12 protein-coding genes are annotated in these 26292 nt (G+C 58.3%); 6 read left to right on the top strand and 6 right to left on the bottom strand.

What is annotated here, in order from left to right:
• Nucleotides 1-502: 502 nt before the first annotated feature.
• On the bottom strand, nucleotides 503-5182 hold the full coding sequence (locus Pan181_RS15225; protein WP_197528387.1) for a lamin tail domain-containing protein: 4680 nt from the start codon (nucleotides 5180-5182) through the stop codon (nucleotides 503-505).
• 708 nt (nucleotides 5183-5890) lie between these two features.
• Between Pan181_RS15225 and Pan181_RS15220 the strand changes: the two genes are divergently transcribed.
• From Pan181_RS15220 to Pan181_RS15205, 4 genes are all read left to right on the top strand, one after another.
• Entirely contained in the window at nucleotides 5891-10999 is a 5109-nt protein-coding gene (locus Pan181_RS15220; RefSeq protein WP_231943606.1) for a DUF1549 domain-containing protein, read from the top strand.
• Between the two features lie 24 nt (nucleotides 11000-11023).
• A complete protein-coding gene (locus Pan181_RS15215) occupies nucleotides 11024-12493 on the top strand; it encodes a DUF1501 domain-containing protein (protein WP_145247801.1) in 1470 nt (489 codons plus the stop codon).
• A 231-nt stretch (nucleotides 12494-12724) separates the two neighbouring features.
• Nucleotides 12725-14092 carry an MFS transporter gene (locus Pan181_RS15210; protein WP_197528386.1) on the top strand — a complete coding sequence of 456 codons (1368 nt, stop codon included), beginning with the start codon at nucleotides 12725-12727 and terminating at the stop codon, nucleotides 14090-14092.
• A 317-nt stretch (nucleotides 14093-14409) separates the two neighbouring features.
• Nucleotides 14410-14607 (top strand): transposase, encoded by a 198-nt coding sequence (locus Pan181_RS15205; RefSeq protein WP_391483957.1) that lies wholly within the window; start codon nucleotides 14410-14412, stop codon nucleotides 14605-14607.
• Nucleotides 14608-15159: 552 nt separating this feature from the next.
• On the opposite strand, the gene Pan181_RS15200 is transcribed toward Pan181_RS15205, so the two are convergent.
• Together Pan181_RS15200 and Pan181_RS15195 are read right to left on the bottom strand one after the other, a co-directional pair.
• Nucleotides 15160-15837 carry a DUF2293 domain-containing protein gene (locus Pan181_RS15200; RefSeq protein WP_145247799.1) on the bottom strand — a complete coding sequence of 226 codons (678 nt, stop codon included), beginning with the start codon at nucleotides 15835-15837 and terminating at the stop codon, nucleotides 15160-15162.
• Between the two features lie 125 nt (nucleotides 15838-15962).
• Nucleotides 15963-17681, bottom strand: coding sequence for a GxGYxYP domain-containing protein (locus tag Pan181_RS15195; RefSeq protein WP_231943869.1), 1719 nt, complete (start codon nucleotides 17679-17681; stop codon nucleotides 15963-15965).
• 405 nt (nucleotides 17682-18086) lie between these two features.
• Between Pan181_RS15195 and Pan181_RS15190 the strand changes: the two genes are divergently transcribed.
• A complete protein-coding gene (locus Pan181_RS15190; RefSeq protein WP_197528384.1) occupies nucleotides 18087-21266 on the top strand; it encodes a DUF1553 domain-containing protein in 3180 nt (1059 codons plus the stop codon).
• Nucleotides 21263-22726 carry a DUF1501 domain-containing protein gene (locus Pan181_RS15185; RefSeq protein WP_231943605.1) on the top strand — a complete coding sequence of 488 codons (1464 nt, stop codon included), beginning with the start codon at nucleotides 21263-21265 and terminating at the stop codon, nucleotides 22724-22726. The genes Pan181_RS15190 and Pan181_RS15185 overlap by 4 nt, the downstream gene beginning before the upstream one ends.
• Nucleotides 22727-22777: 51 nt before the next feature.
• Here the strand turns inward: Pan181_RS15185 and Pan181_RS15180 are convergent, their stop codons facing one another.
• The 3 genes from Pan181_RS15180 to Pan181_RS15170 all read right to left on the bottom strand — a co-directional run bounded on the left by Pan181_RS15180 (nucleotide 22778) and on the right by Pan181_RS15170 (nucleotide 26290).
• Nucleotides 22778-23173: a hypothetical protein gene (locus tag Pan181_RS15180; protein ID WP_145247795.1), complete on the bottom strand. Its 396-nt coding sequence runs from the start codon at nucleotides 23171-23173 to the stop codon at nucleotides 22778-22780.
• 245 nt (nucleotides 23174-23418) lie between these two features.
• Nucleotides 23419-24468 carry a DUF1559 family PulG-like putative transporter gene (locus Pan181_RS15175; RefSeq protein ID WP_145252250.1) on the bottom strand — a complete coding sequence of 350 codons (1050 nt, stop codon included), beginning with the start codon at nucleotides 24466-24468 and terminating at the stop codon, nucleotides 23419-23421.
• Nucleotides 24469-24556: 88 nt separating this feature from the next.
• On the bottom strand, nucleotides 24557-26290 hold the full coding sequence (locus tag Pan181_RS15170; protein WP_145247793.1) for a PQQ-dependent sugar dehydrogenase: 1734 nt from the start codon (nucleotides 26288-26290) through the stop codon (nucleotides 24557-24559).
• Nucleotides 26291-26292 lie beyond the last annotated feature (2 nt).

The raw sequence follows: 26292 nt of genomic DNA, 5'->3' as shown, positions 1-26292 counted from the left end.
GGCTGTTGGCCTTGTTAGTGATGGGAGGTGAGTGTGATGTAATGCTTTCTGTGAAGTCGAACGTTTAGCAACGCGCAGGCGAATGGTTGCTTGCGTGGGCGTTCGCTGCTGCGCGTTTGTGAAAGCTGCAGGCTTCAGGCAGTAAGCGGTTGGCTAGATGCTTCGGGTCGCTGGAAGCTCCCGTCAGCATGACATCCGTTTACCTGTATCCCCAAAACTTCCCTGCCCCCCGAATCCTGTTTCCTGACTCCTCCCAAGAATAGTTTCCCATGGGTGGGAATCTATTTTGGGCAACTATCGCCGAGGTGTTGATGTAAATACATACAGGCACACGACTTACGATTGATTCCCACTGCGAAAATAGATTCCCACTCGATGCGTTTTGGGTAATGGGAATCTATTCGAGAGCGAAAACCACTGGTTTTGTAGAGTGCGTGCAGATTCAATTTTCCCATCGGTGGGAAAATTGGGAATCTATTGCCCGCTGGGCGGTTTGCTCGGCTTACCGAAGGTTCGGCAGCGAGCGTTCGGTGCGATCTGCGAGCGTATCGAAGTCGCTAAACGCCTGCTCGCGGACCAAGTGTTGGTCATCCTGTTTGCGTGGTTGCTTGAGCAGTGGATGATGAACTTCCGTGGACTGTTCGGTGTTCGTAGCGAGCAAACCAGTAGCGACTTGCGGTCGCAGCGCGGATTCGCTCGCAGTGGAAGCAGTCGGCAACGATCGGGAGTGACTCGCGGAAAGCTGTCTGCTGGCGGTTTGCACTACCATGAACGAAAGCGGTCTGGCGGTGTTCGGGCTACCGATATCCTGAAACGCGCGATCCGCAGCGGGAGCAGTAGCCGGTTCTTCAGAATCGTCGATCGGAGTCTCGGCGACCTGGTCGACGCTAGCGTCCGCTGGTTGGGTGGTTGGAGTCGTGGGAGTGGTTGGAACCGTCGTGCTCGACGCGGCAGAGTCGCTGAAGTTGGTTGCCGCAAGGCTGCTGATCGTCGGCTGTGAAGTGCCAAGATGGTCGCGCCACACGGTGTAGTCGGCGAGGCTCACGAGGCCGTCGCCATTGCCATCGGCACCCGTGCCGGCAGCGAGCGTCTGGCCGATGCTCGACTTCCAGACCTGGTAGTCGGCCATATCGACCATGAGGTCGAGGTTGTAGTCGCCCGGGAGGACTGGCGTGTCGTCGGCGCCAGGCGTTCCGTTCGCCGCGGTCGACGTGGTCCAGTTGGCACCATCGTTGTAGTCACCTTGCAGGTCGATGATCACGAGCGAAGGGCCATTGCCATCGGGTGCGGTGGGCCAGGCTTCCTCGCCGGGGTCGTCGCCATCCTGGTAGGTAAATGATTGGATGAGTTCCGACTGATAGTCGAGCAGCGTGAGGGTTTCGCCGCCGTTGGAAAGCCGGCCGGTCCATTGACCGACGATGCGAGCTGTGATGCCGTATCGCGTTTGGAATGCAGCTTCGTTCTCGACCAGCACCACCCGCTCGCCGGGAGCCAGCGGAGTGGACGAATCGAAATGGAAATCGACGCCGCCCGAGAGGGTCACGCCATGTAAGTCAATCGTTTGATCGGAGGTATTCAACAACTCGATGAACTCGAACTCCTCGTTGTCCACCCAGCCGGCATTCGCTTCCGCGGTGGTGGGTGGCGCGGGATTGTACTGGAGCTCGGTGATGCGAAGATTCGTAGCATTTGCCAGCGTGTCGACTGTAAACAGAGCGGAGTTGAGTGCCGACCAGTTGCCACCCTGCACCACGCGGGCTTGCACTTGGGACGTGGAGGTCACCTCGATTGGCTGTCCGGTGTACAAGATGGCGGAAGGACTGATCGCCCCGCCGGGTTGGCGAGGGTCCGAACCGTCGAGCGTGTAGTAGATGCTTCCCGCCGAGGCGGTGATCGACAGATCGTACCCGCTTACTACCTGACCACCATGCTGACTAAACACGGGGGCATCGATGCTAGGATACAGACCATAGTTGCGAAACTCTTGCAACACGATCGCCGAACGTTGCGGCAGATAAGTTTCGAGAATCCAATCGCGCTCGGCGAGCCAATCGTCCTGGGTGAGCGGAGTGCCGAAAATCGCATCGCCCCAGCGGGCCGACTCGGCAACGATCGACTGCTCGACCTGATCGGCAAGTTGCTGATAGCGATCGATAAGGTAGTCGGGCGTGAGTACTCCGTCGTTGAAGAAGGCTTCGTGAATCTGGTCGGCGAAGAACATGCGATACTCGAGACTCGACTTGAGATTCGTATGCGGTTGCCCCGCGTTGCGGCTGCCGGTGAAGTCCTGGTCGAGCGTCGTGGCGTAAAGGGGAGATCGACTGCGATTGTTGCCCATCGTGTTTTCGAAGTCCCAGCTGAAGAACTCGAACCCGGTGGTAGTTGCCGGATCGCGATCCCGCCCCGCCCAGAAGTTTTTGAATGGCCAGTCCCAGTTGCCTCCCCAGACGTTGAGCATGATGTAGTCGATGTACGATTCAACATTCAGCAGCGGGGCGATGGATTCGTCGATGGATCCATCCACGCCTTTGCCCTGGAGCTCATAGAAAGCACTCAGCGACGAGCCCGCATCGTCCGACAACGCGAGCATGGCATCCCACGCTTGGAAGTCGCCGGTCTGGGCATCGCCAACGTGAATCGCGTCCCAGTTGTCCGCATCGCCGGTCAGGTAGCTGGCAGCAAACTCGTTGTCAGGGCGTTCGACCGGGTTGTAGAGACCCCAGTAAATGCCGTTGATGTACAAGTGGACGAAATTGCCGTGGGCGCTGGGATGCCCCAGGTCGTTCTGCAGCAACCGCCCGAATTCGTCGCGGGTGAACTGTTCGGTATAGCGGGCCGCGTTCCAAGAGTATCCATCGTTGGCCCCCGCCCGCAACACAATGGTATTGTACTCGTCGACGGCTCCGTCGTTTGTGAAGAGAGGAAAGTTGAGCGTCGTCGGCCCGTATTCATCTTTGAACAGCAAGCGGAAGGAGTGCTTCTTGGTCGCGCTGTGCGAGCGGAAGTAGCCCCCTTGGATGCGGATGCCAGCGTCGACCTGAAAACCTTCGCTCCCATCGGGATTGATGAGTTCTACCGAAGTCGCACGCTCCCAGGCGACACCGCCTGCAGTGCTATTCGTGTAGATGCCATCGTCGCCAAACAGATCGTCGGTACTCATGACGATCGACAGCGTGGGAATCGAGACGAGATCGGATTTGATCGAGTCGGCGTAGATTCCGCCGTAGTTGTCTCCCCCCAGGGAGTTGCCTTGCTCGTCGAAGTCGCCGATGACGTCGGGATCAAGGCCGTAGTCGGGCGATACCCCGCCCCAGTTCGTGGGTAACCCCGCGTCGAGGGTCGCCTGGTAATCCTGGCTTACGATATCGTCGACAAACAGGTAGGTTTGCGTGTCGACATTGGTTGCGATGTAGTCGGTCTTGAACGCTGCTGCGCGAAGCACCGTGGTTTGCGAGATCGTCAGCGGCGACGTGTAGAGCAGCCCAGTCGTCGGTGTCGGGACTTCGCCGTTGGTGGTGTAGTAGATACTGGCAGCAGGCGTAGGCGAGGTAATCTCGACTTGGAATGGGGCATCGTAGAACCCGCGATCGACACTAAACGCAGTATCGGCAACCCTGCCGAGCACCCCCTCGTTGTTCGCCGAGCCGGGTGTCGGGACGTCGAAATACCGCTCGGCCGAAGTCGTGGCGATACCTTTGAGTTCCGGAACCAGCAGGAAATCATCATCGCCGGCACTCAGGTTAAGCCCCTGAAGTGCCAGCACGTTCTCCCCGTCGACCAGCAGGTTGAGATACGAAGTGAGATTGATCGACTCAAAACGAATCGCCTGCACGTCGTTGCGTTCAGCGGTCGCGGTTGCATCGTACCCAAGTTCTGCAGGCGCGTTGCGTTCGGCGATCTTCACTCCATTGAGGTAGGCAACGAATCCATCGTCGTACTGCACGTTCAGAAGCAGTGCTTCCAGGGGAGTTGTCTGGCTGTCGTATTCGAACGTGCTGCGAAGATAAACGCTGCTATTTACCCCGAACATGTCGGTTTGCAGATTCGTGGGGAACAGCTGGTCGTAGCTTACCGTTTCGCGGCCAAACACTTGCACTTCACCGAGCGAAAGTACATCGGCCTCGTCGTGATTGCCATTGCCAGCGGTTCCCGAAAGGTCGGGATCCGGCGTGCGAATCACGCGGACGGTTTGTCCCAACAGCGATCCGCCGGTAAGGGCAACGAGATCGACTTCCAGCGTTTCCGGCCCAGCAAACACCACTCCACCGCCGAGGATGTTCTCGGGATTCAGCAAGTCCGAAGTAAAAATGACCGCGTCGGTTTCGTCGAGCACTTCGACGGTAATATCGCGCAAACGCGAGAAGCAGCAGCCATCGCGATTGTGCAGCACGATTTGCTCCAGGGCGTACGCGTCGCCGAGGTCGACCTGCCAGGTGGCGGGCAGGTCCTGCCCGGCAGCGGTGTGCGTGAAGTTAGTCAGATCGCCATCGATCGCCCGGTCGGATTCAAACGACGACAACTGCGACGACTGCGAAGTGATGCCGTTGAGAGCCAAGTTGATGAGGTCGCCGGTGCCGCCAGACGTGGGATTGGTCTCGTATCCAATGCCAAGCGTGGACGGAGTCCACAGCGAGTCGTCGAAAGCGGGCGTGGTCCAGGTGTTTGCCAGCGAGTCGTCTGGTGGAACCAAGTATCGCCCTGGCGAATCGCCTTGCAGCAGCACCGTGTTCGCCTGGCTAATACCGTACGAAACGTCGATAAGCTGCTCGGGATACTCCGGAGCAAACTCGTGGACCACCCCCCCCACGGGATCGGTAAGGGCCAGGTACTCTCCAGACACACTGAGGGCAAAGTTGGTGTGCAAGTATCCATCGGCGTCGACGTAGTCGTTACCCTCTTGCGACGAAGCAAACACCAACAGGTACTCACCAGGAGCAAGCACCGACTGCGTGAGGCTCGGGAAGCTCCACTTCGTCGGGTTTGCAGCATCATCGGTCAGGTGCCAACCGGAGAGATCGATCGACGAGTCGGTGGGATTGTGCACCTCGATCCAGTCGGGGTAATTGCCATCACCATCGGCGAGGGTCGCGTTGTTACTGGCCATGAACTCCGTGATGAGCGGATCGGCTGCCAGCAGTTGGCGAGGCTCGAGACTCTCGATTCGAAGTGGTCGGTTACGCATGCAGTGGGCCTTTCCGCCACCAAGGCGAGTTGCTTCGCGCGCATTGCTAGACGCCATGGATCGGTCGAAGGGAGAGCGACCCTGATGCCGTGTGGCGGGGAGTGATGCGGGCGACGCGACGCGCCGAAGGGATTGAGGAGGAGGTGTTGGGTTGAGAGGAGCAAGACCATCGCGAACGATCATTGTACAGAAAAGACATGCCTGAATCGATAAAAACATCCACAAATATAGGAGGAAACAAAGTCGATACGGGACGCTGCCAGCAACGGACTATGTTTTTGAATCACGGACTTAGAAAACAGCTCACGCAGCTTTCGACGATCTTCTTAGTGGTGCGCTTGTTCCAACGCTTTGGTGTTTCGGAGACAACGCTTAGGCAAGGTTGTGCAAGCGAGTCGTCGAGTGTCTTGTGATTCTGTTCAGGACGATTGCTTGAGTAGGTTCGTGCATCAGAGTTGTTACTCGCCATAAACTTCCTCAGTTACCTGGAGTTGTGTTGATGTAGGAAACATGCGGTTGTTTTGTGAAAAAGAAACCAAGGGTTCATCAAGAATTGTTTGGGTCCGGTTGCTCAATACGTTATCATGTCACCGCTACTCTGGATTTGAATGGTGCTGTGTTCCCACCCTCACTCCTCAAAAGGCACGTTCCTGGTTCTCCCCTCTCCGACGAACGTGGTAGTCGATGATTGCAAGATTCAGTAGAGTTGTGTTTGCTTTGATCGTGGTTGGACTCATGATGAGTCCCGACGCGGTTGCCGCTGCGGAAGAGTCGTCGCCGAGCGTGAGTTTCGCCAACGACATACAACCGATCTTTGCAGCGCATTGTTATGGATGTCATCAGCCGGCCAAGCCGAGTGGCAACTACTCGATGACGAGCTTCGACCGCCTGATCGCTATCGGCGATCGCGGAGAGCAACCCGTCGTTGCTGGTAAACCCCATGACAGCTTGCTGGTGTCGCTCATCACGCCGACCGATGGTCAGGCGGAGATGCCAGCCGATGGCGAGCCGCTGAGCGCCGCAGAAATCGAATTGATCACGCGCTGGATCGCCGCTGGTGCTATGGACGATACACCGGCTGCCAGCGAGCCGCCCATCGACCAGGCGCACCCGCCGGTCTATACCCAGCCCCCCGTTGTTACCTCGATCGACTACTCGCCCGATGGTCAACTGCTCGCGATTGCCGGATACCATGAAGTTCGGTTGCATCGCGCCGAGGGATTCGAACTCGTCGGGCGACTGGTTGGACTCTCCGAACGGATCGAAACCGTGAGGTTCTCGCCCGATGGCAAGCGTCTGGCCGTTGCGGGGGGCAACCCCGCCCAGCGTGGGGAAATACAGATCTGGGATGTCATGGATCAAGAGCTGCTGCTCTCGCACATGGTGAGTTACGACACGCTCCGCGGAGTCAGTTGGTCGCCGGATGGCAAGCAGGTCGCCTTCGGGGCTACTGACAACACGATTCGCGCGATCGACTCCGAATCCGGCGAGCAGCTGTTGTTCCAAGGTGCGCCGAACGACTGGCCGCTCGATACGGTTTACTCGGTCGATGGAAGCCATTTGGTCGCCGTGGGGCGTGACATGACCGCGAAGCTGGTCGAAGTCCCCAATGAGCGGTTTGTCGATAATATTACGTCGATCACCCCCGGCGCGCTGAAGGGTGGTATTCATAGCGTCGCTCGTCATCCAGAACGCGATGAAATCCTGTTCGGCGGTGCCGACGGTGTGCCGCGCATCTACCGCATGCACCGCCAAACCAAGCGGGTGATCGGCGACGACGCCAACCTGCTGCTCGAGTTTTCCCCGCTGCCAGGGCGGATTTTCAGCATCGATATCAGCCCCGAGGGGTCGCTCGTCGCCGCGGCCAGCAGCCTGAATGGCCAGGGGGCGTTGCATCTGTATCGCATCGATCCCGCGCAAGCACCGAGCGAAGAAATCAAGCAACTGCTCTTCAAGCCAACCCACTCCCGCTCCGCGGACGAGAACCAAAAGCTCAAGACTTACTTTACCGAATCGGTAACCGTGGTGGCTGAGCTGACGATCGAAAACAGCCCGCTGTATAGCGTTGCCATCAGCCCCGATGGCACACGCGTGGTAGCCGCGGGACGCGATGGCGTGGTCCGCATGGTTGATGGAGCCACTGGCGAGCTGCTCCACCAGTTCGATGTGGTCGAGCTGCAGTCGTCGCCGGCGGACGAGCAGGCAGAAGCCGAACTCGCTAGCACCAGTAACACGGATACCCCATCCACCTCGACCGCGGCCAACGAGCCGGTGGTGCCGGACGATTCGCCGATCGCGCGGGTGGTCGTCGAGCCGACACAGGTCGACGCGGCCAGCCTTACCCATCCCGTTCAATTGACCGTCACCGCAGAACTGGAAGATGGACGCCGCTACGATGTGACCCGTCAGGTGGCGTTCCAACTTGATACTACGGTTGCTCAAGTCGATGGCTATGGAGAGCTGCTCCCGATTGCTGCGGGGAGCACGCGTTTGCAGGTATCGTTTCACAATATGTCGACCGAGGTACCAGTCGAGATTCGCGCGTCGGAAAATGCTTCCATCGACTACATTCGCGACGTGAATCCCATTCTCACCCGGGCGGGATGCAATGCAGGTACGTGTCATGGAGCGAAGGACGGAAAGAATGGCTTCAAGCTCTCGTTGCGAGGGTACGATTCGCTGTACGACATTCGTTCGCTCACCGACGACCACGCCTCGCGGCGGGTGAATCTTGCCTCGCCGGGCGAGAGCTTGATGCTGCTCAAAGCCATCGGCGTCGTGCCGCACGAAGGTGGGCAAGTGATCGAGCCTGGCAGTCGCTACTATCACACGCTTCGCGAGTGGATCGAGTCGGGCGCGGGGCTGAACACCAACACTCCTCGCGTGATTGGGGTTCGGATCAGTCCGACCAATCCCGTAGTCGAGCAAATCGGCGAACGCCAGCAGTTCCGCGTGATTGCCGAGTACGCCGACGGAGCGACGCGCGATGTGACCGCCGATGCGTTCATCGAAAGCGGCAATGCCGACGTGGCCGAACCGGCCGGCGATCACGCTGGGCTGATCGTCACCCTCCGCCGGGGCGAAGCTCCCGTGCTGGTGCGTTACGAAGGTGCCTACGCAGCGACCACGCTCACCATCATGGGCGACCGCACCGGTTTCGAGTGGGCCGAGCAGCCTGCGACGAATGACATAGACCGCTTGGTGGACGAGAAACTCAAACGCACCAAGACACTGCCTTCGCCGGTCGCCGACGACTACGCGTTCGTGCGTCGGGTTTACCTCGATCTTACCGGGTTGCCACCCACGACCGATCAGATTGCCCAGTTCGTGGACAACACACGCGACTCTCAAACCAAACGCGATGCGTTGGTCGATCAACTCGTTGGCAGTCCGTCGTACGTGGAGCATTGGAGCAACAAGTGGGCCGATCTGCTGCAGGTGAATGGCAAGTTCCTCGGACGCGAAGGGGCGACCGCTTTTCGACAGTGGATTCGCGACGAAATCAGTGGCAACACTCCGTACGATGAATTCGTCGCCAAGATTATCACCGCCAGCGGATCGAATCGTGAGAATCCGGCCGCGTCGTACTACAAGATTCTCCGCACGCCGGAGGACACGATGGAGAACACGACCCATCTGTTCCTGTCGACGCGGTTCAACTGCAACAAGTGCCACGATCATCCGTTTGAGCGGTGGACGCAGGATGAGTACTACGAGATGGCCGCGTATTTTTCGCAAGTTACTCGAGAACGCGATCCGGAGAGCGGCGATCGCACGATCGGCGGCACCGCGGTCGAAGGCAACAAACCGCTGTTCGAAGTGGTCGCCGACGCCAGCCAGGGAGAGATGGTGCACGAGCGAACCGGGCAGGTTACTCCTCCGTCGTTCCCCTACGAAGTGTCGTACGAGTCGCCCAACAACGCGACCCGGCGACAAGAATTGGCTGCCTGGATTACCTCGCCCGACAACCCTTACTTTGCTCGCAGTTATGCGAATCGCTTGTGGGGCTACCTGCTCGGCACCGGCATCATCGAACCGATCGACGACATTCGCGCCGGCAATCCTCCTTCGAACCCTGAGTTGCTCGATTACTTGACGAACGAGTTTGTCAGCAGCGACTTCGATACCCAGCATCTGGTGAAACTGATTTGCAAGTCGGACACCTACCAGCGAAGCGTCGCATCGAACGACTGGAATGTCGACGACACGTTGAACTTCTCTCACGCCCGCCCGCGCCGACTTCCCGCCGAGGTTCTGTACGACGCGGTGCACCAAGTCACCGGTACTGCGATGCATTTGCCAGGAGTTCCGGCCGGCACTCGTGCAGCAGCGCTGCCCGACTCCGGCATTAAGCTGGCCGATGGGTTCCTCGACAATCTCGGCCGCCCGGCTCGCGAAAGTGCTTGCGAGTGTGAACGGGTGAACGAGATGCAACTCGGCCCAGTCATGGCCTTTGTGACGGGACCGACTATCGGCAACGCGATTAGCAACGGCGAGAACACTATCGCCCACTTGGCTGCTGCCGATACGAGCGACGCGGTGTTGATCGAAGAAATCTACCTGCGCATTCTCAACCGCCCGCCAATCAGCGACGAGACGACAGCGGCCCAAGCGATCTTCGACGAGATTCGCCAGGACCATGATCATTTGGTAGAGAACCGCGATCGCTACGTGGTGGAACTCACGCAGCAGTTGGCGCAACGCGAACTGGCGCGGCAGCAACAGGTCATCCACCTGAGTGCAGAGCTGGCCTCGCATCGAGTGAGCATCGCCGCAGAACGCAAGCGAATGGAACAGCAGCGAAACCAGGCCATCGCGGCGGCTGAGCAGAATCTCAAGCAGTACACGGAGGCTCTCGCCACGACTTCGGCCGAGTGGGAAGCAGAGCTGCGCGGGCAGTTTACCCCTTGGCACGCGTTTACCCCGCTGCAATTGAACACCACCATCCCAGGCGAGTTGATTCCCCAGGACGATGGCTCGATTCTGGCGAAGGTCGAGCCCGCGAAGGGAGCCTTCACGATCTCGGGCACCTCTGTTCCGGAGCGAGTTACCGCGATTCTTCTCGAAGCGTTGCCGGATGCGAATCATCCCGAATCGGGTCCTGGCTTGGCCCACAATGGCAACTTTGTGTTGACGGAGTTCTCCGCTCAAGTGTTCGATGCGTCGAGCGAAGCAGCAGCCACCGCTGGTGAGCCGCTTACCTTCGATTCGGCCAAGGCCGATTACAGCCAGGAAAACTACTCGGTCGCCTCGGCCATTGATGGTAACCTGAGCGACCGCAATAACGGGTGGGCAATTAGCGGCCAGGCGGGCCAACGCCATGTGGCCGTGTTCCGATTCGCCACGCCGGTGTTGTTGGAGGAGAACCAGCAACTGCAGTTGCAGCTGCAGCACTTGTATACCGACAGCAAGCATCAACTCGGCCGGTTCCGACTGTCGACCACCGACGCCGAAGGAGAGGCCGACTTTGGATTGCCCCCCGAGGTCGATGCCATTCTGCAAGTGGCCGCAGCCGAGCGATCGGACGAGCAAAAGAAATCGTTGGCCGACTATCGCCAGGCGAACGACTCGCGTCTGAAGGAACTGCAACAACAACTTGCAACTGCTCAGCAACCGCTGGCGATGGATGCCAGGGAGCAGGAGTTGCAATCGCAGCTCCAGAAAGCAAGCCAGCCGTTGCCGATCGATGAGCAGCTTCGTCGCATGGAACAGGAACTGCTGCTCAGCAAACAACAATTGAACAACCTGCGACTGACTGCAGCGCAGGATCTGGCCTGGGCGTTGTTGAACAGCCCGGCCTTTCTGTACAACCACTAACGCTCTGCCCAAGCGAGGTCCCCTATGTGGCGTATCACTGGAAACTCGGCTGTTAGAGACTTGTGCGATTCGCATTTGCGTCCCACGCGTCGCGACGTGCTGCGCGTCGGCACTTCGGGCTTGCTGGGACTGTCGCTTGGTTCGTTGCTGCAGCTTCAAGCCCAAGCCAGCGCCAGCACTTCGGCCGCTCCCGGCTGGGGCAAAGCGAAGAGCGTGATTCTGTGCTACCTGCAAGGTGGTCCGAGTCACCTCGATTTGTGGGACCCAAAAGAAAACGTGCCGGACAACGTGCGGAGCGTGTTCAAGCCGATTTCCACGAAGATTCCAGGCATTCAATTCACTGAAGTCCTGCCGAAGTTGTCGCAACTTAACGATCGTTTCACGATGATTCGCTCGATGAGTTACACGCCGAACGGGTTGTTCAATCACACCGCGGCGATCTATCAAATGATGACCGGCTACACCACCGACAAGGTGAGTCCCTCCGGACAACTCGAACCGCCGAGTCCTAAGGACTTTCCGAACTTCGGTTCGAACATCGTGCGGCTGAAGCCGACGCAAGATCCGATGCTGCCGTTCGTGATGCTCCCTCGCCCGCTGCAGGAGAGCAACGTTGTCGGTAAGGGTGGTACCGCTGGATTCCTCGGCAAAGCGTACGATCCGTACACGTTGTATCCCCCCGGGGACGACATGAAGATGGACAAAATGGATGGGGTGCGAGTCGACGACTTGCAGCTTCAGCCCGATGTGTTCTCGCTCCGCTTGCAGCGCCGCGCCAGGCTTCGCGAACTGGTCAGTCGCCAGATGCCAGCCATCGAGCAAGCCGTGGCGGGAGAGAACCTCAACCAGTACTACGAACGGGCGGTCGACCTCGTGGCCTCCGGGCGGGCCCGCGATGCGTTTGATTTGTCGCAGGAGCAGGACTCGGTTCGCGATCGGTTCGGCCGAAACACGTTTGGGCAAAGCTGCCTGCTCGCTCGGCGACTCGTCGAGGCCGGCACCCGCGTGGTCGAAGTGGTATGGCCGAAAGTGGCCAACTCCGACAATCACTCGTGGGACCAACACTCGGATCTCAGCAAGCGGATGCGCGACCAGTCGGCCCCGATGTTCGATAACGGCATTTCGGCGCTGATCGAGGATCTCGACGAACGCGGCATGCTGGAGGATACCTTGCTGGTGGTCGTCGGTGAGTTTGGCCGTAGCCCGCAGCGAGGCGTTAGTACTTCGGGCAACAATAACTCCGATGACGGTCGCGACCACTGGCCCTACTGCTATACCGCGGTAGTTGCCGGTGCGGGTACCAAGCGGGGGTACGTGCATGGCGAGTCCGACGCAACTGGCTCCGCCCCGTTGGTCGACCCGGTGCACCCCACCGAGCTGCTCGCGACCATCTACCATGCTTTCGGCATCAATCCCGAGACCACGGTGCTCAATCACCTGAAGCAACCGCGGGAACTGGTGAAGGCCAAGGCCGTGACTAGGCTGTTTGCCTAGGCAGTTGCCAATCCGCCTGTTCGCACAATACTGGTGGTGTTGAGCCGGATTTCGTCGACATGCAGGCAAATCGTGTGCTGCAATCGGTTGCACGCTGCCGCAGTAGTTTCGGTGCTGCGCAACAGTCCGCGGGCGACTCACTTGCTGTCGTTCCTTGGTTGTGCGAAGATCGCGACTGGTTCTCATGGTATTTCTCAAAGCGACGGACCTTGCTAGCAACGGCAACCGGCGTTGTTTCAAGTTATTTTCACAACGGTCGGCGCCGCGATGGCCAATGCGTTTCGTGCCCTGAAGCATCGTAATTTCCAGTTATTCTTTGCCGGCCAGTTTATTTCGCTCACTGGAACCTGGATGCAATCGGTCGCCCAGAGTTGGCTGGTGTACCGGCTTACCGGGTCGGTGGTGCTGCTAGGGCTGATTGGTTTTGCTTCGCAGATTCCGGTGTTCTTGATGGCTCCGTTGGGGGGAGTGGTCGCCGACCGTAACGATCGTCGTCGGGTGCTGGTGATTACCCAGACGCTCTCGATGCTCGTCGCTTTCGTCTTGGCGGGTCTCACGATTACCGATCTGGTACAGGTCTGGCATCTGTTTGTCATTGCGGTAGCGTTCGGCGTGATTAACGGATTCGACATCCCCGCCCGCCAAGCGTTTGTGCCCGACATGGTTGGCCGCGAAAACCTGATCAATGCGATTGCACTGAACTCGTCGATGTTCAACGGCGCCCGAATCGTCGGGCCGGCGATCGCTGGAGTGCTTGTTTCGCTGATTGGCGAAGGCTGGTGCTTCTTTGTGAACGCAGTAAGCTTCATCGCGGTGATCGTTGGTTTGCTGCTGATGAATATCACTCCTCTCGTGCGCCGGCACACAGGCAGCACGCTCGAAAATCTGGTGGAAGGTTTTTACTTCACTGCCCGCACAGCTCCGATTCGTGCGTTATTGTTATTGCTTGGTGTCATCAGTTTGATGGGCATGCCGTACGTGGTGTTGATGCCGATCTTTGCCGAGCAGATTCTCGGCGGCGACTCGGCCACGCTTGGTTACCTGATGGGCGCGACCGGCGTAGGGGCCATGATCGCCGCGCTGGTGCTCGCCGCCCGCGACCAGGTGTTTGGCCTCGGCAGGTGGATCGCCGCCGCGGCGGCTGCTTTCGGGGTGAGCTTGATCTTGTTCTCCATGTCGGAAAACTTCTGGCTTTCGATGTTCCTGCTGATTCCTGTCGGGTTCTCGATGATGATCCAGATGGCCGCTTCGAACACACTGGTCCAGGCGTCGGTGCCCGACTCGCTTCGCGGCCGGGTGATGAGCGTCTACTCGATGATGTTCATGGGCATGGCACCAGTCGGGGCGTTATTGTCGGGTATGGTCGCAGGTTGGATCGGTGCCCCGGCCACCCTAGCTTGGGGCGGAGGAGTCTGCATCCTCGCGTCGCTCGTATTTGCCATGCGGTTACCACGACTTCGCGAAGAAGGTCGCCAGCTGATCATCGCTCTGCAAATGACCGGCGGCGATCCAGCTGTCGAAGCAAGTTGCCAGCAACCCACGCTGACCGCGGATCCACCGATCGTCGAACCAGCCGAACCAGCACCGACCGCCCGCTAGCCACCGCCCGCTAGCCACCGCTCGGGTTGCGCGGGGCGAGAATTCGCGCAGGCGAAATAGATTCCCAATTTTCCCACCGATGGGAAAATTGAATCTGCACGCACTCTGCAAAACCAGTGGTTTTCGCACTGGAATAGATTCCCATTTCCCAAAACCCATCCGATGGGAATCTATTATCCAACCGATGGGGTTAGAACCCTCGCCTTCAGGCGAAACCTTCAGGTTCATATACTACTAGGATGGATAGTTACCGGACTGGGGCACATTGCCGCTTTATTTTGAAATGCCATTTCGTTTGGGGCGAGAAGTTACAGTAGGTGAGGAACTCGCGAAAGCTTCTGATGGAGTTCCAGCATCTGCAAAAGCAGTACTGGGGGCGTCATTTGTGGGCCCGCGGGTACTTTGTGGCGTCTAGCGGAAGTGTGACTGAGGAAGCGATTACCGCGTATATCCAGGGTCAGCGGGGAACGGAGCCCAAAGACGGGGAAGATAACTTCCGCGTAACGCCTTCGTGAGTGAAGGACTTCAGTCCGTAGCTCACGAACTCTTTCCAAACCTACCGGCTTCCAGCCGGTAGTAGTTCAGTTTTGCGGTGCCTAGCGGTCGCAAGTCATTTGCCTGTATGTATTTACATCAACACCTCCGCGGAAAGTGCCCAAAATAGATTCCCACCCATGGGAAACTATTCTTGGGAGGAGTCAGGAAACAGGATTCGGGGGGCAGGGAAGTTTTGGGGATACAGGTAAGCGGATGTCATGCTGACGGGAGCTTCCAGCGACCCGAAGCATCTAGCCTACCGCTTACAGCTTAGAGCCTACAGCTTTGATAACCGCGCAGCAGCGAACGCCCACGCGGGCAACCGTTCGCCTGCGCGTTACTAAACGTTCGACTTCACAGAAAGCATTACATCTAAATCACCTCCAATCACTAAGAAGCCGATAGCCGATAGCTGAAAGCCATGCGTACCTGTTCATTAGAACATGTTGGGTGGCCATTTCCCAGCACAAAATGGCAAAGAATGCCAGACAGCTGGGATAGCGTTGGTTGGAGAGTAAGCCTGCCAGTTGTTAAGCTTGGCTTGCTTGCGACACGGCCGTTTGCAGCGGGCAGTTGTCGACCTGTTTTCCTTCGCGGTATTTGGCGAGCAGTGCTTTGGAGTGCTGCGCTAGCATCCGTCGCACTTCGCGGCGTTTGCCTTTGACGCGGGGGATCTTCATCGAGTCGTAGGCGGTGGTCTGATGACGCATCCAGGCGATCACGGCCGCTTCGGCACGTCGCTCCACGGGAATCCGTTTCGTGCGGGCGACGGTGCCGCTGCCTACCGGCGTGGCATGCGTCGTTACCGCGTCGGCCAGTTGTTTGGCGAGTTCGGCATGGCTGGGGTGGAAGTTGAGAAACTGCAGCACCGCGTCGGCAAACTCACCCACGTATTGAGTCTGCGTCGCTTCGCGGCGTCGGACGCTGGCGGCTTGCTTCTTGGCGTAGCTCTCGGTCGAGCGCATCGCTACCAACTCGTCCTTGATGCGTTCAATGGTATTGCTGGGGGCCCATATGCCTTTTGAGAAAACTTTGCGGCCGCGCCGCTCCTGCACCACCCAGTGATCGCCGGCCGCTTTCACCCGGCGAGTCAACGCGGCATCCCCCGGCGGCAACAGCGACCAATCTTTGGGGGGCTCGAGCACCTCTCCGTCAGGCGTGCAAACGGTATTGGGGCGGGGGCCAAGCGTGAATTGGTTATTCGTCATCCAGCTACAAACTTCAGATCGAGGTGCACATCGAGGGACGTTCCGCTGTCGCAAGCGACGCTCGTTACCCTCAGTATCGCGTGACTGGCCGCGATAGCTTAGCGAAATATAAGTGGCGTGCCTCGTTAGGGGCAATGGTGCAAGCGGTATAACAGAAACAGCGTGTATGGATCGACAAACTTGATGTCGCGATGTTGCTGCGCCTGCTCGGCGGTTTGCTGATGCCAGCTGGGTGTCTTCAGGATCGTGCGGACGAACAAAAAGTGAGGTGCCTGGCCACTGGGGAGTTCGGCTAGCCGTTTACCAGCTTCTGCCGGTTCGCCATACAGATCGGTCGCCATGGGAACTACCGGCAATTGATGTTCTCGAAGTGCTTGCTCGGTGAGTGCGGAGTCGTAAACCCCTTGAGTACCAATGCCATCAGGAGAAAACTCCGCGTACTTACCAAGCCCAGCCGCATCCATCCGCGGCGCGAGACCATCGATCACGAATCCGGTGAGTGACAGGTCGTACTTATGGAACGCACGCTTGTTGAGATCGATCCACGCTTGCCAACTCTCGTCGGCATGGTTGGTATTGGCAAACTCGCCGGGGTTGATGTAGCCGGCACCACAGTCGCCCGACATAAAATAGTCGGAAGCCGCCGCGTGCGTGCGAGCGTAGTACATCGCGTGCGGCGCCCGGCGGTCGAGGCTGGGATTAATCGCCCAGCCGCAGGGAATCTTGCCATGCGCTTCATCCGACCACAGCAGCGGCACATGATGATGGAACCAGGCGGCCGAATCGTAGTCGCCCATGTAAAACGCAACATACGTGGCCGGCTTTACCTTGCCATCCGCATCTACCAGACCTTCGGCTTGTAGTCGTTCGAGCGTTGGCTTGTTCTGTAGTGGGTATTGCTCGGGTTGTGGATGGTGTTGATAGAACGAGGCATTCGCCATGCCCGAGAACCCGAGCGCATCGGCGTCGAGAATGGCGTTGTTCGCGCTGAGCATTTTTACCAGCTTCCACTCGGTGGCCACTGGTTCGTGGTGCGATCCGGCCGGGCCATAGTTCGTGTACTTGTAAGCCCAAGGGATAAAGCCACCCATGTAGTACATATTGCCATCGGCCTGTTGCTTCATCGCTGCGAGTAATTGCGTGAGCGTTTCGGTGTCGGTACCGACGGGTTGATCGGGATCGTCGACCGGGGCTTCGTCTTCCCAAACATGCAAGTCGGTGAAAAACGACTGGTTTGCAATGAAGTAGTCGTGATTCATCACGGTGCTATTCAAAACACTGCTATTACCCGCACAGCGAAGCCAGTAGAGATCGATATAGTAGGCCAGCTCGCTCTTCGAAACCATCCCGGTGTCGAGGTACCGCTCCTTCGCCCATAGATAGGCGTTGCACTTGGCACTTGCCACTCGCTTGGCGACGTCGGGGGACTCAGCGTCGCTGGTTGGCGAAGCGGTAGCGTCGAACATCACGCTTCCATCGTCGTTCATCAGCCGATACTCGTTCGCCGTAAACGACAGCTTGCTATGAGATACTTGGGAATACAGCGAGTCGGGCGAGGGATCGTAACGCAGGCACACGCGACTCTCCACCCCCGCAATAGTGCTCGCCACATTCGAGGTAGCTGGCACCCGTGGATCGTAGACCACGGTGCCCTTGAGTTGCGATTGGAATACTTTGAGTAGTTCGGTGATCGAACCAATTTGCTTGACTGGTCGGTTGTGGAGCCATTCCCCCTCTGATCGCAAGTGGTTCCACCAGAAGTCGTCGGGGTTGGGTGAGAACCGTACGAACAACGTGGAGCGATTGCGATTCACAATGCCTTGCACCGACGAGGTAAGGTGCATCACATCCCATGCTCGTTGCGCTTGGGCAGGGTCTTTGAGGTCAGCTTGATGGAGCTCGCTCAAGTCGAAGTAATAAACTGGCGACGCAGCGTGGAGCGAGCTCGATAAAACTGCCAGTGTGGCAATCACAACAGTCAAGGCGTAACGAATCACGGGTCTGCTTTCCCAGCGGAGGGTGTTGTGCGGCGACCGATGCAGTGTCCGGCAGCGGCCCACGAAATATAGGGAACGGGGAAGGGGAACTAAAATAGTAGAGCGGCGATTGGTGGGGTGCAACATCGCCGACTCAGGCCAGATGGAACGTGGGAGAACAAACTCGTAGAAAGTTTGCATCCCGAAACAACTGGGATACAATTTGGTTTTCTCCGCTGCACATACTTCTGGTTTGGTCGAAGGGAGATTCCTATGGGGGGCCGCATCGCTTGGTGCCTTGTCTGGTTGCTGGTGGGCATCGGGTGGCCGGTGGTTGGATTCGCGCAGCAGGAGAGCCAGGTTTCGTTCAACCGCGATGTGTTGCCGATTCTCTCGGACAAGTGTTTTCACTGCCATGGTCGCGATGCGGCGAATCAGTCGTCGGAGTTTCGACTCGATACCCGTGAGAACGCCATTGCCGATCTCGGTGGATATGTCGGCGTGAAGCCGGGCGACCTTGCTGCGAGTGAGCTGCACGCCCGCATTCATAGCGAGGGGGACGATCGGATGCCGCCCCGCGAAGCGGTCCGCCAGCTTACCGAAAAAGAGAAGCAACTGCTCGACCAGTGGATTGAGTCGGGCGCAGCTTACGAAACACATTGGGCGTTTGCCACCTTGCCGGAGAGCGTACCGGTACCAGCGAAGGGAAAAGGGTGGGCGAAGAACGATATCGACCGGTTCGTGGCCGCGAAAATCGAGGCCGCTGGCCTCCGGCCGAATGTCGAGGCCAGCAAAGAAACTTGGCTGCGCCGCGTGACTTTCGACCTTACCGGGCTCCCTCCCACGACAACCGAGATCGATGCGTTTCTCGCCGATGATTCGGCAGACGCCTACGAAGAGGTGGTGGACCAACTGCTGACCCGACCTGCTTGTGCCGAGCGGTTGGCAGCTGAATGGCTCGACGTGGCGCGGTATGCCGACTCGTATGGCTATCAGGTCGACTCCGAGAGATTTGTCTGGCCATGGCGCGATTGGGTGATCGAGGCCTTCCAGCGAAATCAGCCGTACGACGAGTTTATTACCTGGCAGCTAGCTGGCGATTTGCTGCCCGAGGCAACGCAGGAGCAGCGCCTAGCGACCACCTTCAATCGGCTGCATTCTCACAAAAAAGAAGGGGGCGTGGCGGTCGAGGAGTTTCGAGTCGAGAACGTGGCCGATCGTGCTCACACGGTCGCCACTGCGCTGATGGGGCTAACGTTCGAATGCGCGCGGTGCCATGATCATAAGTACGATCCGATTACGACGAAGGACTACTATCGGTTCAGTTCGTTCTTTGCGAACATCGACGAGCGGGGGCTGATTTCGTATTTTACCGACGCCGTGCCGACCCCCTCGATGCCGCTGGTTACCGACGAAGAGCAGCAGGAACTCGACAAGGCGCAAGGCGAAATCGCAGCCGCCGAACATCGACTTAAGCAAATAGAGTCCGATGCGGAATCCGATTTTGCCAGCTGGCTTGCTAGCGAGCCGAAGATAAGTGAGATCCGTGGTAAGGTCTCGCATCTCTCCTTCGACGCCCCTGAACAAGTAGATTCGGCAGAAAAGCCTACCACACTCACGATTGCCGACCAGGTGCGGCCCGATGCGCCTGCCAGTACGTCGGCAGCTAATCTGCTCATGCCAGGCAAAGTCGGCACCGCGATCAAGCTCACCGGTGACGATGCGGTGGAAATCCCAACCGTGGGGCAATTTAGCCGTGACCAGCCATTTAGCATCGCGCTCTGGATTCAGCCGAGTGAAGTGACCGAACGGGCGGTGATTTATCGTCATTCGCGCGGGTGGGACGACGCGGGGAGCATCGGCTACGAACTTACCAAACTGGGTTCGAAGCTCAGTGCTAAGCTGGTCCATTTCTGGCCGGGCAACGCGATCTGTGTCGAGACCGTCGACGTGTTACAGCCTGGGCAGTGGTGTCATGTGCTGGTGACATACGATGGCTCGAGCAAGGCCGCAGGGCTGCGGATTTATCTCAACGGCGAGCCAGCGAAAACCGAGGTGGTAAAGGATCATTTGACCCGCCAGATCACCCGCTGGGGCGGTGGCGAGAATAATCTGGCGATCGGGTCGCGGTACCGCGACCGTGGTTTCAAAGGTGGCCTGGTCGACGAGTTCCAAGTGTTCGATCGCCAGCTTAGCTCGCTGGAAGTCCGTCACGTGTACGATGGTGCCGATCTTGAGCAAGCCGTGGTGGCCGCGCTTCAGGTGGCCTCACGAAATAGTATGGACGAACTCCGCGACTATTATCTGCTGGCAGTTCACGAACCGAGCCGGCAAGCCCGCAGCGAATTGCAGCAGGCACGGCAGCGTTGGAATAAGCTAATGGACGCGACACCTGCGATCATGGTGATGCGCGAACTCGAACAGCCCTTGCCAGCCTACGTGCTGGTGCGGGGTGGATACGATAATCGTGGAGAAGAGGTGCAGGCCGACACGCCGAGCTTTCTGCCTGCTTTTCCGGCCGATCTTTCGCGCAATCGTCTTGGTCTGGCAAAGTGGTTAACCTCCGACGACCATCCACTCATGGCTCGTGTCACGGTGAATCGTTACTGGCAGCTGATGTTCGGGATGGGCTTGGTGAGGACGCCGGAAGACTTCGGAGCCCAGGGAGAACGTCCCACGCACGAAAAGTTGCTCGACTGGCTCGCCCGCGACTTCATCGAGCACGATTGGGACGTGCATCGGTTGCTCAAGCAAATGGCCCTCTCGGCGACCTATCGGCAGAGCGCGGTGGTGTCGAAGGAAGTTCGCATGGCCGATCCTGAAAATCGACTGCTGGCTCGCAGCTTCCATCGCCAACTCTCTGCGGAGATGCTTCGCGACAACGTGCTGGCGGTGAGCGGGCTGCTGGCGAACGATGTGGGCGGCCCGCCGGCCAAGCCCTACGATTTAAGTCTCTCGTACAAGCCGACCACTCCCGCGACGGGTGCCGGGTTGTATCGTCGCAGCGTGTATACGTTCTGGCAACGGACCTCGCCCGCACCGGTGATGACCACGCTGAACGCCGGTAAGCGTGAGGTGTGTCGGGTGCGTCGTGAGGAGGTACCGTCGCCGCTGCAGGCGTTGGTGATGCTCAATGGCACGCAATTCGTAGAAGCCTCGCGGGTGTTTGCCGGGCATTTGCTGAAGAAGCACCAGGAGGACGATCAGGCCTTGATCGAAGAAGCATTTCGCTGCCTGACCAGTCGTCGACCGACCGAAGGGCAACTAGAAGTACTGCAGGCGTTGTACGACGAGCAGCGGGTGTTCTATACAGCTCAACCGGCCGAAGCCGACTCGCTGCTAGCGATCGGAGACGCTGGCAACGAACCCGATCTATCCCCCGCCCGCCATGCGGCGGCAACCGTGCTGGTGAATGCCATCATGAACCTCGATCAATGCGTGAGGTTGCAATGACAAGCTTTAACGAGAATCGCAACATGGCCATGGAAAATCCGTTCGCTCCAAGCGGACTGAGCCGCCGCCAGGCACTCGAGCGTCTGGGGCATGGTCTCGGTGCGATCGCGCTGGGCACGCTATTGAATCCCACTGCGGCCGAAGGAAGCGAAGCGGTAGCCCCCGCCCCTCATCTTCCCGTGCGGGCGAAGCGGGTGATCTTCCTCTTTCAGTCAGGCGCCCCGTCGCAGATTGAGTCGTTCGACTACAAGCCGTTGCTCAACAAAATGCATGGCGAGGAACTGCCGGACAGTGTTCGCAAAGGGCAGCGACTCACCGGCATGAGCAGCAACCAGGCGAGCTTGCCGCTTGTCGGTTCTCCGTTCGCGTTCGCTCAGCATGGCAAGTCGGGCGCGTGGGTAAGCGATCAAATGCCTCACGTGGCGAAAATGGTCGACGAGCTTTGCATCGTTAAATCGGTCTATACCGAAGCGATCAATCACGGGCCGGGCGTCACATTCATGCAAACCGGTTCGCAATTTCCCGGGCGGCCGAGTTTCGGTTCGTGGCTGTCGTACGGACTGGGATCGGAGAATCGAGACCTGCCAGCATTTATTGTGCTCGTCACCAACGGGCAGGGGGGCCAGCCGCTCGTGTCGCGGCTGTGGGGCAGTGGTTTCCTTCCGGGCAAGCACGACGGGGTGCAGCTGCGGAGCGACGCCAACGCGGTGTTGTATCTCAACAGTCCCAACGGCATCGGCCGCGAGAGTCGCCGCCAGGCGCTCGATCGGTTGCAGGAATTGCATCGCATGCAACTTGCGGAAACCGAAGACCCGGAACTCGAAACACGCATCGCTCAGTACGAGCTGGCCTATCGCATGCAAGCTTCGATACCCGACGTGACGAACCTGGCGGACGAGTCGGAAAGCACGCTCGAGCTATACGGTTCCGATGTGCGAACGCCCGGAACTTATGCAGCGAATTGCCTGCTCGCCCGACGCCTGGCCGAGCGGGGCGTGCGTTTCATTCAGCTCTATCACCCGGGATGGGATCACCATGGTAGTCTCCTGAGTGGGTTCCGCAACAAATGCCAACAAACCGACCAGCCGACCGCGGCGCTCTTGCAGGATCTGAAAGCGCGGGGCATGCTCGAAGATACCCTCGTGGTCTGGGGTGGGGAGTTCGGGCGGACGAACTACTGCCAGGGCAAGTTGAGCAAAAACGAGTTTGGCCGGGACCATCATCCCCGTTGCTTCACCATGTGGATGGCCGGCGGCGGGGCGAAGCCGGGCACGGTGTATGGGACCACCGACGATTTCAGCTACAACGTGGTCGAGAATGGAGTGCACGTGCACGACCTGCACGCGACGATGCTGCACCTGCTAGGGATCGACCACGAGCGGCTGACCTTCAAGTACCAAGGGCGGCATTTCCGTCTGACCGACGTGCATGGCCGAGTTGTCAAGGAACTCGTCGGTTAGGCAAGCCTTATCAGTTGCCTAAATCGTGGGCTACCAGCTCACGTCATGGCATTACAGATTAAAGGTCATGCGACTTACTTCGGGAACATCGTCGGCAATTTCGCAGCCTTGGATTGTCTGTTCTCCACCTTCGCGAGTGATCGTGATGGTGTAGAAGCCCTGTGGTAAACCTGGCAGCTTCTGTTCCTCGCCGGAGAGCATCACGTAGCCCGTGGCGTCGGACACCCCGGTGAATGATTGCATCTCGCCCATGAACGACTCCGGCGCGAAAGTAACGGTCGCCATCTCGAGCGGACGTCCCCCCAAGCGAAGTTGAACCGTCACTGGCACAAAGCTCGACTGCGAGTCGTACACCTTAATTCGTTGTGCGATCTCGTCGGCCGAGATCGCGTCGTCGTCGTTGGCGTCCACTCGTTCCTTGGCCGACGTCAGGGCAGGGGACTTCACGAGCTCTGCCGAACTCAACGAACCATCCCCATCGGAGTCATAAGACTCCATCGCAAGGCTAGCCGCCTCATCCCCATCAAGACGACCTGAGCTCGAAGAGCCCAGGCATCCCGATGTGGTCAGGAGCGTCAGGAGAACTCCACAATACGTCACGCAGCGAAGGTGTGGTGGCATGATACAAGCGAAACTTAAGTTGGCAGGAAGCGTCGAAAAAAATATACCGCAGGGGGAAGTCCCTGGGGACACTAGCGAACCGGGCCGGTTGGTCCCTTGGGTTCCTTCACCTTGCAAGTTTCGCCAATTACGCCCATCACTTCCCAAAGGGCTGGTTCGATGTCGTAATCGACCGACTGCACCGAGCCATCGCACATCACCACATTCAGAGCGCCGGAGTGAGCACTGCCGAAGCGAACAGAGCAGGCTTCTTCGACACCGGTATCGGGCTGCGGCAGGTAGCGGGCTTCGCTACGAGTCCAACGAATCACGTCCCAGTCGTAACCTTGGTAAAGCGAGTTGTTGTCGGAGCAACTGTTCTCTCGGCTTTCTTCCGCGTAGAACGTTGGGCTCAGGTACTTCTCAGCGGCTAACATGGTGTTCGAGGTGCCACGATCGAGCTGACGAAGTTCGAGCGGAAAGCGAGGACGCACCGGGCCGTCGAACCACTTGATGTTCTTTTTCGTGTAACCCCAAGTACCACAGTTGGGATAGTTGTCGACGCAGTTCATGTTCGAAGGTCCTGCCCACCAACCCACTGGCGAACCTTCGGCAGGCGAGTGGCAACCACCATTCGCGGCGTAGTCGGTTTTGGCGACCATGAAGTCGGGTGGATCGTTAGCATTGACGACCGAATAGGGAGCGTACGACAGTCTCGGCGCTCGACGGCTTGGGCAGTAGAACGCCGGAACAATCTGGGTTTGTTGCTGGGCCAAGGCGACCCGTTTCTGTGCCGGGGTCATGCCGTTACCCACCGCATGCACCACGTCGCCTTCCATGTAAGGCAAAATGCTGTAGGCCCACCCGCCAGGTTGACGCTCGCCCGATCCCGAATCGGGATCGCCAGTCCAGGTCCATCCCCATCCGCCAGACGGCAATGCACCGTGGGCGCTCTCATGGTTCAAAAAGGCCAGGCCGATCTGCTTGAGTTGATTTCGGCACTGGGTGCGTCGGGCGGCTTCACGAGCCGACTGCACCGCTGGCAATAGCAAGGCGACCAGGATTCCGATAATCGCGATGACTACCAGCAGCTCAACTAATGTGAAACCTAACGGAGAGAGCGAACGTTTGCGAATGTGCATGAGTGACTCCAATTCTCCATAAATGGGCAGTGTAAAATTGGCGAGTGGATGCCGAGGGTACGTAGTGAACGATACTGAAAAGTAAGGGTTAGCAGGTGGAGCTGACTTTCGTAACGCTGCGATAGCTCGACCATGCGATAAACGTCATGGCGAGCGGCGCCAGCAACACTTGACTGGTTGTTTCAGGAACTTGCAGGGACTTTCCGAACGCCCACTCGATACCGACATCGGCGAGCGCGGTGTGCATCAGGTAGACGTCTTCCAAGTCGACTCTGGCGTCGAGGTTTAGATCGCCATTCATCCAGGAATGCACTCCAGCAAACGCAAACGTCGAGAGCCATCCTGCAACGAACTGATCGATATCTTGGGTGGTGAGCGAGCCATCGAGATCCAAGTCGCCAAGTATCGAAGGAGGGGCAATCGGCTCACCCGAGGTAAACAGATAGACGGTGTCGTTGTGTTTGCTGAACAGGTAAAGCTCTCCATCGGAGTCTTGCCCGAATCGCATGTTTGCGCGACCCCCTGCACCCACCCCTACGATTTCGCCAAGCGATATTGGATTATTGGAATGGTCGACCAACGATTGACGAAAAACCATAGCAGGAACTTCGTTGTTCGTCAGTTGATCGGCTTCAGCAAAGAAGATCTGGTCGGTCGATAGATTCCCGAACAGGTACAGGCCATCGAGTTCGGGAGCAAGTGTGCCGTGGTAAACCGCGCCGGCGATGATGGCCGCTGTACCATTGAGGTTGTTTTTGTGGTCGAATTGAGCGACCGGATAGGTATAGGGATCGGTAAGTCGAGTTGCCAGCGGCACTTCAGCAAGTGTGGTGCTACTGTAGGGGGTCGTGAAGTCGTAGGTGCCCTCGCGTTCGGCCCAACCGTAGTTGGCTCCGCTCTCGATGAGGTTGATTTCCTCCACGTTGTTGTGGCTCACATCGCCCGACAACAGCATGCCAGATACCGGGTCGAACGCCATGGTTTGCGGATTGCGAAATCCCAGTGCATAGACTTCGTCCAGTATGTTGCCCCCGTTAGGTGCCTGGCCGTCGTTGCCGACAAAAGGATTGTCGGTTGGAATCGTAAAAGGCTGGTTGGCTTGCTCCAGAGGATTAATTCGAATCATCTTGCCAAGCACCGTGGTGCCATCCTGGGACACGGTGGTAATCACATTGTCAGCGGAAAAGTCTTGCGATCCCGGCAACTGGCCACCGCTGTCCCCAAAGCCGATGTACAAGTTCCCGTAATCAGGATCACCTGGCTCGGCAATAGGATTGAACGCGATGTTCTGGCCAATATGGTGTCCAGCTGGATATTGAACTCGGTAAACTTCCCGCTGAGAGATCAGCTGGGTTGTCCCGGGGTGGAAGGTCCACTCGGTCAGCACGCTATCGACATTGCTTCCAGTTCCCAGGCTCCATGCTGGATTGAGCGTGTGTGTCGGATTTGCCCCCCGAGTTTCGCATTGCATGGAGTAGAACTTGCCATTGCTGTCGAAGTCGGGGTGAAAAGCGATACCACGCAGACCATTGGCCGAGCCCACCGGATTGTTACCAAAAACACCTGACCGCTCGGTTGCTACATTGAGAAACGGTTGCGGGCTGGGGATGAGCGATCCATCGCCGCTCTTGGTGAACTCAGCAACCGTCCCATTTTGCAAGGCGAAGTACAGCTTGTCGTTGCGAGCAATGATCTGCTGACTATCGCCCGCTAGGGTGGCCACTTCCACCAACCGCACCGATCCGTTGGTGCCAAACGGCACGATCCCCAGGTCAACATCCTGTGCACCGGGAGCGGTAAGCGTGCCCCCTACTGCAAGCATGA

Origin of the sequence: Aeoliella mucimassa (assembly GCF_007748035.1) — a bacterium.
Classification (GTDB): domain Bacteria; phylum Planctomycetota; class Planctomycetia; order Pirellulales; family Lacipirellulaceae; genus Aeoliella; species Aeoliella mucimassa.
This window is presented reverse-complemented; position numbering and strand designations above follow the sequence as displayed.